The sequence below is a fragment of the Arthrobacter sp. ISL-5 genome, from assembly GCF_018613835.1.
GTDB lineage: Bacteria > Actinomycetota > Actinomycetes > Actinomycetales > Micrococcaceae > Arthrobacter.
The window spans coordinates 35,643-43,883 of record NZ_JAGGPM010000051.1 but is presented as its reverse complement, the minus strand read 5'-3'; the positions used below and the strand labels follow the sequence as shown (position 1 = coordinate 43,883).

The 8,241-nt window shown below is 61.5% G+C and carries 4 protein-coding genes; 2 read left to right on the top strand and 2 right to left on the bottom strand.

What is annotated here, in order from left to right:
• Positions 1-582: 582 nt before the first annotated feature.
• The gene (locus tag J7I89_RS23545; protein WP_214975559.1) at positions 583-1,161 is read right to left on the bottom strand and encodes a TetR/AcrR family transcriptional regulator; all 579 of its coding nucleotides are present in this window, start codon (positions 1,159-1,161) and stop codon (positions 583-585) included.
• 197 nt (positions 1,162-1,358) lie between these two features.
• On the opposite strand from J7I89_RS23545, the gene J7I89_RS23540 reads away from it, so the two are divergent.
• Complete coding sequence (locus J7I89_RS23540) at positions 1,359-2,849, top strand: 4-hydroxyphenylacetate 3-hydroxylase N-terminal domain-containing protein (RefSeq protein ID WP_214975557.1); 1,491 nt, start codon at positions 1,359-1,361, stop codon at positions 2,847-2,849.
• Between the two features lie 742 nt (positions 2,850-3,591).
• On the opposite strand, the gene J7I89_RS23535 is transcribed toward J7I89_RS23540, so the two are convergent.
• The gene (locus tag J7I89_RS23535) at positions 3,592-4,629 is read right to left on the bottom strand and encodes an MBL fold metallo-hydrolase (RefSeq protein WP_214975555.1); all 1,038 of its coding nucleotides are present in this window, start codon (positions 4,627-4,629) and stop codon (positions 3,592-3,594) included.
• Positions 4,630-5,718: 1,089 nt separating this feature from the next.
• Here J7I89_RS23535 and J7I89_RS23530 point away from each other — a divergent pair.
• Entirely contained in the window at positions 5,719-7,875 is a 2,157-nt protein-coding gene (locus J7I89_RS23530) for a glycogen debranching N-terminal domain-containing protein (RefSeq protein WP_214975553.1), read from the top strand.
• Positions 7,876-8,241 lie beyond the last annotated feature (366 nt).

The window sequence follows — 8,241 nt, the reverse complement described above, 5'->3', positions numbered from 1 at the left end:
CCCTCGGCAAGATGCAACCGCCGAATAAGCGCCCAATCCTCCACTGTGATCACCCACCCAATCGTTTGGAATGAGTGGCTCAGTTTTCAACCGTCACAATGGCTCAGTTTTCGACCGTCACCGACAGAAGGCGCGGCAATCCAACAAGCCATAGTAGAGGGTCGGTACGGCATTCTGGTGACCCGCCACGGAAACACTACTTTCCCCATCGCCGTCAGCGCTGACGTCCCTTACGGACAGACCTTGGAAGTGAACGCGACGTGCCAGTGTTAGGGGCCATGTGAATCTATCGATTACCCATTGACACGAGAAGCCGGCCGCTGGCTGTTTGAATGCCTCTCGGCCTAAAGACGGTCACGAGATAGGGGGAACTACCATCCGCACGCTCGCAACTGCTTCCGCCTCAGACACTGCCCGCTACCCTGATGCGGACCACCACTGTTGGATCCGACGAATAGAAGTCGAAAGGAGCCTAGAGCTCTAAGAGGACGATCACAAGACAGCCGACGCGGCCACGGGTACTCCTACGAAGCGCTTAACGAGCTCCAGTGGGTCTGCCTCCATGGGGCGCTGGGCGGATTATCAAACCTCTACTCGCTGCCAGCGGGAGAGCAACTGAATGGCAGCCGCAACTGCCTCATCCACGTCGAACGTGTCGTCGACGACGCGCTGAAGCGCCAGACCCTTCATGAGCCCCAAGACCACGCCGGCTCTGGCTTCGTCTCCGAGTGCTTTCGCAAGATTTGCACGGAAGCCGCGGTCGGATTCCTGGATCATCTTCCTCGCAAACTGGTGGCTGGCAGACTCGGCCAGGAAGGCGATGTATACCGGCCACCAGTCGTTTTCTGAGGACGCGAGCCCTACTACTAGCCGCGTGACTTCACCTATGTCGTCTTTAGCTGCGACCGATTGGTCCGTTGCAGCACTGGCGTCCTTCAAGGCGCTCATCAGCGTCGCGCGCAGGATCTCTTCCTTGCTTTCGAAGTGGTGATTCACTACACCCCGTGAAGTACCCATGACCTTGGCGATCTGTGCAATCGTTACGGCACCGACGCCTTCAGTGGACACTAGTTTTCGTGAGGCCATGATGATCTGCTGACGTCTCACAGCACTGATGTCGAGGCGGCCGTTGTCCCTGACCGGGATGTCGTTCATAGTCATCTCTCGACTTCTTCCAGTTTGAAGCTAAAGCATGTTCGCAAGAGCCTGTCACCCTACAGGAGAGTAACGCACACGCTCATTGACGTGCTGGCTGACATGTTCTTATGATACATGGCATGGGATGTGACTTACATCATCAATACTCCTTGGTTTGGAACACCAAACCAAGAACCCCGATGAGCCTCTGAATTGTATGTTTGATTTCATTCTTCCGGAAAGAAGGGCTTCCCATGCTACGAAGCGGTGAGGACTACCTGGCTTCTCTTCGGGACGGGCGCCAGGTCTACGTTGGGGGACGGCTTGTTGAGGATGTAGTGCGTTATCCCGGCTTCGCTGGTGGTGCGCGCACAATCGCCCGTTTATTCGATTTGTCCGCGTCAGATCCTTCCCTGAGTTATGTCGAGCCGGAGACGGGGGAGAAGACGAATGTCAACTTCCTCAGGCCGCGTTCGGTCGAGAATCTTGCGGCACGGAGGCAGCTACATACAGCTTGGGCAAACGTGAGCAACGGGCTGTTCGGGCGATCACCCGACCATGTGGCCGCCATGGTCACGGGTATGGCATGTAGGCCGGAGGTGACCGGCTCGACCCGATTCTCGGATAATTTGGTCAACTACTGGCGTTATATCCGTGATAACGATCTCTACCTCTCCTTCGCTGTGCTACCGCCTGCCGGCAGCAAGTCGGGCAAGTCGGGAAGCGTGCAAAATGCGATGCGCGTGGTGGGCACCGACAGGGACGGTGTCACCGTGCGTGGGTTCAAGACGCTTGCGACTGGCGGTGCCTTGTGTGATGAGATACTCGTCGGGAACGCGCAGCCGCTAAGGTCCGGCGACGAGGCCGTCGCTGTCAGCTTCGGGATACGGGCCAATCATCCAGGCGTGCGGATCCTCGCCCGTAAGCCATACGCGGCTCAAGCCGTGAGCAGGATTGACGATCCACTAGCCGACTTTGACGAAACCGACGCGGCCCTTTATTTTGATGACGTCCACCTGCCGTGGGACCGCGTGTTCGTCCTCGACGACCCGCGTGCCAGCTACGGTCTTTTCGTTGACACCCCGGGCCATACCCTCGGCAACGCACAGGCCCACATCCGGCTTCTGGTTAAGATGCGTTTCATGCTCGCGGCCGCGAAGCGACTGGGCGATGCTCTAGAATTCACGGGCAACCCAGCGGTACAGGGTGTCTTCGGTGGGCTCGCGGCCAGAGTGAAGATGCTAGAGGCCGGCGTCGTCGCCCAAGAAGCCCACCCTGAGTCCTGGCCAAACGGGTACGTGTCACAGGACCGGCAATTTATGTATGCCACGAGTAACTGGTCCATGGAGTATTTCCCGGAGTTTGCCAAAGAGATACAAATAATGCTCGCCAGCCATGCATTCCAGCAACCGGCTGACGTCAGCGCTTTCGATGACGAATACACACGATCACTCTTTCTGGAACTCAACCGGACCGAGGACTTCGATTCTGCGCTGGAGAAGTATCGGCTAATCCGCCTGATGTGGAATCTGGTCGGTTCCGAACTGGCGAGTCGAAACCAGCAATACGAACTGTTTTACGCGGGCCCTCCCCACGTCACACGGACGCGCATGTGGGATTTCTTCGACTGGGGGTCCGCGGAGGCCCGGGTAGAGGATTTCCTTGCCCAGGACACAACAACCCCGCCGACGCGTCCGAGTGAACAGACTTGAGAACGTTCGTCCGCGTCGTTGCGTTCTCGCGACGTCGCTGCCTGTTGCTGGTTGCCGCTTGGGTGCGTCTCGTAAAGCCATAAGCCATAAGCTGACTGCTCTAAGTACGGCTCGCCGCGGTAAGTGGGCGCGAGTTTGTCAGTCAGCAAACAGATTCACGTAAATCGACGCGGCCCCCGGTGCGGGAAAGGTGGGTGCCTGCTAGTGGATGCGGTGCACTGTCCAGTCACAGAGATAGACCACCCTCTTCAACGCGGATCCGCGACTGTCAGCAGCGGGGCAAGGATTTGTCCCAAGTTCCATCGGCGCTGTAGCGGCGGTGCCGCTTCCAAAGCGTATGCCACTGACCGAACGGCCGGAACATCCAGCAAGCGATCCCCACCCATACCGGTAGATGATGCCCTCCACAACCCGGCGATCGTCCCGGAAGGGGCGACCCCAGCGACCCGCAAACGACAGCAGCAACGGCTGAATGCGGGTCCACTGCCTATCACTCAAAACAGAAGTACGAGACACCCAACAAGCATCCCGGATAGGAGACCAATGAAGCACCGCAGGGAGGCCCCAACTCGGGCGCCCGAGCAGGAGTCAGCGCAGGCCCACGGCGTCCACTTTTACAGGCAGGCCGGTGCGACGCTCGCTTAACAGGAACGGCCTGCCTGTCCTATTAACGTCATGCATAAGTCGGCTACAGGTCAGGCGGGTCTGCACTTGGCTGCGTGCGTCCCGCTATTCTTTACGGTCACCGCTCTCGCTGGTACTGGTTTGCCCCGTCCATGGACGCCACCATGGCTCGGCCTTGCAGAACCAGGACGTCCAGATGGGCGACAGTCTCGTTGACCGCGAGCATCTGGTGGAAGGAGCTGAGCTCGCTGAATGGGACCACCCTGCGGGTCCATGGGAGCCGGCGCGCTACCTCGAACGCGTCGTGCCTACCATCACCGAGTGCGTCGGCGGTCTCGCGCAGCCGATCGTTGTGGTGGGCAAGCAGCTCGGCGACCCGGGTATGGGTGCTGTCGGCGACGGGTCCGTGCGCGGGCAGCAGGAGGGTGTCGGGGAATTGGGTCATCAGGTGTAGCGAATCGAGGTAGGCCGCCAATGGCGGGCGAGTGGGTTCGATCGGTTCAAAGCCGATGGACGGCGTGATATGCGGCAGAACGTGGTCCCCGGAGAACAGCAGTCCGCGCCGTTTGTCCAGGAAGACCACATGCCCCTGTGTATGGCCGGGAGTGGGGATAACCTGGAGTTCTCCGCCGCCGAAGTGCAGAATCTCAGCATGCAGCCAGCGGTCCGGGGTCTCCCAGTCGTTGGGCTGGTACGGGTTAGGGTGGGTCGCCTGGACGTGGTCTGCCAGTTCGCCGGCTCCTGCCTGCCGCAGGGATTTGAGCGGGGATGCCAGGCCGTCGCGAACGGTGTTAAGCATCTCCAGACCTGGAAGCTCCCCAGCGCCGAGGTAGACGCGGGAGCCCAGTGACCGCCGCAGTTCAACTGCCTGCGCGTAGTGGTCGCGGTGGATGTGGGTGACGAGAATGTGACTAATATCGCCAAGATCTCGACCGATGGTGGATAGAGCTTCCTTGAGGGCCTTGCGCGCTTCCGGGATCGCCCATCCGCCATCGATCATGATCAGCCCGCCGTCCTCGGCGAGGTCCTCCAGCAGATAAACGTTGACGGCCTTCAGGCCGTCATGGGGCAGCGGCAGGGGAACGCGGTGCACCCCTGGCTGTACGGTCTGGATGCCGTCAACAGCCCACGGTCCCTGATCGAACCGTCTTGTCATGACTCTTCTCCTGAGTGGTGTGGTGTTGCGGAACACGCCAGCGGCATGTCGTCCCGTCGTACCCGCCTTCGACGTCCTTGGTTCAACAAGCTGACGCCATTCGATAAATCGACGTCCTGGCGAATGGGCGGACCCGTACCGGGGTCGTCCGACGCCGCAAGACGTAGGCGATGTACCCCTGCGGACTCCATGGGCGACGGTCGTTCTGAGGCGCTGGCCTCTCTTGCCTTTACGCGTTTCCCAGCGCTCGGGCTTTCCTAGTCTGTTATGAAGCGAACGAGTTGAGCATGTCATTCAACATGGATTCATGTCAAGCAACATATGGCAGAACGAGCTGAATTACCTCCCTTCCGCCGTTATCAGACAAGGGCGTCGGGCGAGCTGATACCTAGCTATGGAGATCTAAAGTCCCGGGAGCCCATCCGTGCGGGGGCCCGGGGAGACCCTTGCGATGAGGGCTGAGGGGAGGCAATAAGCGCCAGCCTCCGGTCCATGTTCCGCAATGTCCCAGCTTCCGTCGGAGTCATCGCGTTCGAGGACCCTTCCGGGAGCGCAGGACTAAACCGGGCCTATCCTTAGCCAGCCCTAAAGGATGCTTCTGGCCACGCTGCCAACCTGCAACTGGCTAAGCGGGTTATCGGCCCGAGCGCCGTCCGGGCGCTCGTCAACGCCGGACCCGGCGCACGTCTGAGGCCTGCCAAGGTAGGAGTTCAGCCGGGTGATCGAGGGCAGAATCACTTTACCGCAAGCCAGGGTGTGGCCGGCAGGTGCGTATCGAGTGTGCAAATCGGGACGCTGGCAGGGTTATCGGCCGGGTAAGGGTAACGGTGCAGTCAAGGGTTTCGAGCGGGCTTGGTTCCGTTTCCTAAATGGATACCTCCAAGTGTCATGGCCCGGAGTGGCGTGAGGGATTGTGGGGCAAGGGTTTCCAGAACCGGCGTCACCTCCGCGCAGGAATTCCAACAAGTCTGGGGGTTCTGGTATCCGAGTGCAAGCAAGAGTAGCGTCGATCGAAGAAGGGCGACGACTCACAGCGGCATGAGCTAGAACGGCCAAGGCTCGCTGGTGTTATCTCTTGAAGGGGCCGGGATGGCTGGATGGAATGCTGACACGGCTGCCGGTCCGCTGGGTGCCGGGACTGTTACGTTGGTGGAGGGTTCATCCTTCTGTATCTCTTTAGCAAACGGGGACATCTATCCGGAGTACCCGCACGGGGTTTTCCATGAGGACACCCGGATCCTGTCCCGCTGGAATCTGACCGTCAACGGCCAGGTGCTGGAGCCACTGGCGGCGGAAACGAAGGAGCCGTACCGGGCGCTGTTTGTCGGCCGGGTTCCACGCTCGGACGGGTATGCCGACAGCGCGCTGATCGTGGAGCGGCTGCGGGAAGTGGGGGCCGGGATAGTGGAAGAGATCACGGTCCGGAACCACTCGGCGGACGCCGCCGAGTGCGAGGTTTCCGTCACTGTTGAATCGGACTTCGCGGACCTTTTCGAGGTCAAGGAGGCACGGATCCAGCGGCGCTGGGACGAAACCCGCGAAGCAGACGGTGATTCGCTGACCATCCGGGCCAACTGGCAGGACGTCCGCAAGGGTGTCTTCGCTAAAGCCGACGGCGCCGTCGCCACGGCCGAAGCCCTGATGTATCGGGCGGTCGTCCCGGCGCACGGGCACTGGAGCACCCTGCTCAGCGTGGTGCCTATCGTCGACGGCACCGGTCCGACGCCGCGCTTCGTTCGTTCGACTGCGAGCGGGATGTCTCCGAACGACCGGCGCCGCCGGGAGTGGGTGGACCGGATTCCGGTGCTGCAGATGGGCAACCGGTCGATCGAACGGACCCTGCGGCGCAGCTACGATGATCTGGGCGCCCTGCGGATCGAGGACCCAGACCACCCGTCGCGGGTCGTGGTGGCCGCCGGCGCGCCTTGGTTTATGACCCTGTTTGGCCGCGACTCGATCTGGGCATCCCTGATGGCTATGCCGGTGGACCCGTCCTTGGCGCTGGGTACGCTGCAGACCCTGGCCGACCGCCAGGGCACCGTGGTGGATCCGATGAGCGAGGAGGAGCCGGGCAAGATCCTGCACGAGGTCCGGCTCGGTGTCTCCAGCGGGCTGGCTTTGGGCGGCAGGTCCGCCTACTACGGCAGCATCGACGCCACGCCGCTGTTCGTGATGCTGCTCGGCGTAGTCAGCCGCTGGGGATTCGCCAAGGAGACCATTGCCGCCCTGCAGCCTCATGCGGACCGGGCCCTGGAGTGGATCCGGGACTACGGAGACCGGGACGGCGACGGGTTCGTCGAGTATGAGCGCCTCAATGACCGAGGGCTGATCAACCAGGGTTGGAAGGACTCCTGGGACGGCATCAACTTCGCGGACGGCACCCTGGCCGAGCCGCCGATCGCGCTGTGCGAGGTGCAGGCTTACGTTTACACCGCGTACATGTCCCGCGCATGGATGGCGTACGACGCCGGCGATGAGGCTTTAGCTGCCGATCTCGTAGACCGCGCCGCGCGGCTGAAGGAACGGTTCAACGAGCGGTTCTGGCTACCCGATCGCGGCTACTATGCCGTCGCGCTGGACAAAGACAAGCGCCCCGTGGACGCCTGCACCTCCAACATGGGTCACTGCCTGTGGAACGGCATCGTCGATGTGGACAAGGCACCGCTAGTGGCCGAGCGGCTGATGTCCCCTCAGATGTTCAGCGGCTGGGGGGTGCGCACCCTGGCTTCCGACATGGGCGCCTACAATCCGGCCAGCTACCACAACGGCTCGGTGTGGCCGCACGACAATGCGATCATCGCGGCCGGCCTGGTCCGCTACGGCTTCGTGGAGCAGGCGCAGCGGATCGCCACGGCCCTGCTGGAGGCTGCCGAGTACTCGGAGGGCCGGCTGCCGGAATTGTTTTGCGGATTCAGCCGGGAGCAGCTGACCACACCCGTGCCCTATCCGACGGCGTGCTCGCCTCAGGCCTGGGCCGCCACCACGCCGATCCAGCTGGTGACGAGCTTGATGCGGTATGACGCGCATGTTTCCCGCGGAGGCCTCTGGCTGGACCCGGTGCTCCCGGAGTCGTACGGTGATCTGCACATCTCCAATGCGCCCATGGCCGGAGGTCGGATCAGCATCGACATTTCGGGTTCCGTCCCTGCCGTCCAGGGACTGCCCGAAGGGATGAAGTTTTACCACGGGCATCGGCCATGGATGACGGAACTAGTGGAACAGGCCGGACTCCGACGAAAGGCTTAACGAACGCCTCCCGGCTCGACAGTCGCCTGTGAAGCTCATTCCCGGGCCCGGGTTAGGTGTCCTGCCTGTCGAATCGTTGGACTGATAAACAAGCGCCCACAGGAGACTCGATGAATTCCTAAAGTCGATGTGCGGGCTCCGCTCGCTGCGGAGCCTGCCGCTGAGCTCGTCTGGCCTGGGCGTGATTGAGCCCTAATCCCGTGATGAGTTCCGGCCCCCATCAAATGACCCGGCATGGAGATGATATAGATCAACGCTCGGACGTGAGCCCCACCTTCGGCCAAATGCCATGTCCCGGCGTCGTATGAGATCATGTCGAGCCCCAGCTCTAGGGCCATTACAGAGGCTCTCCCCGCCCATTTTGCG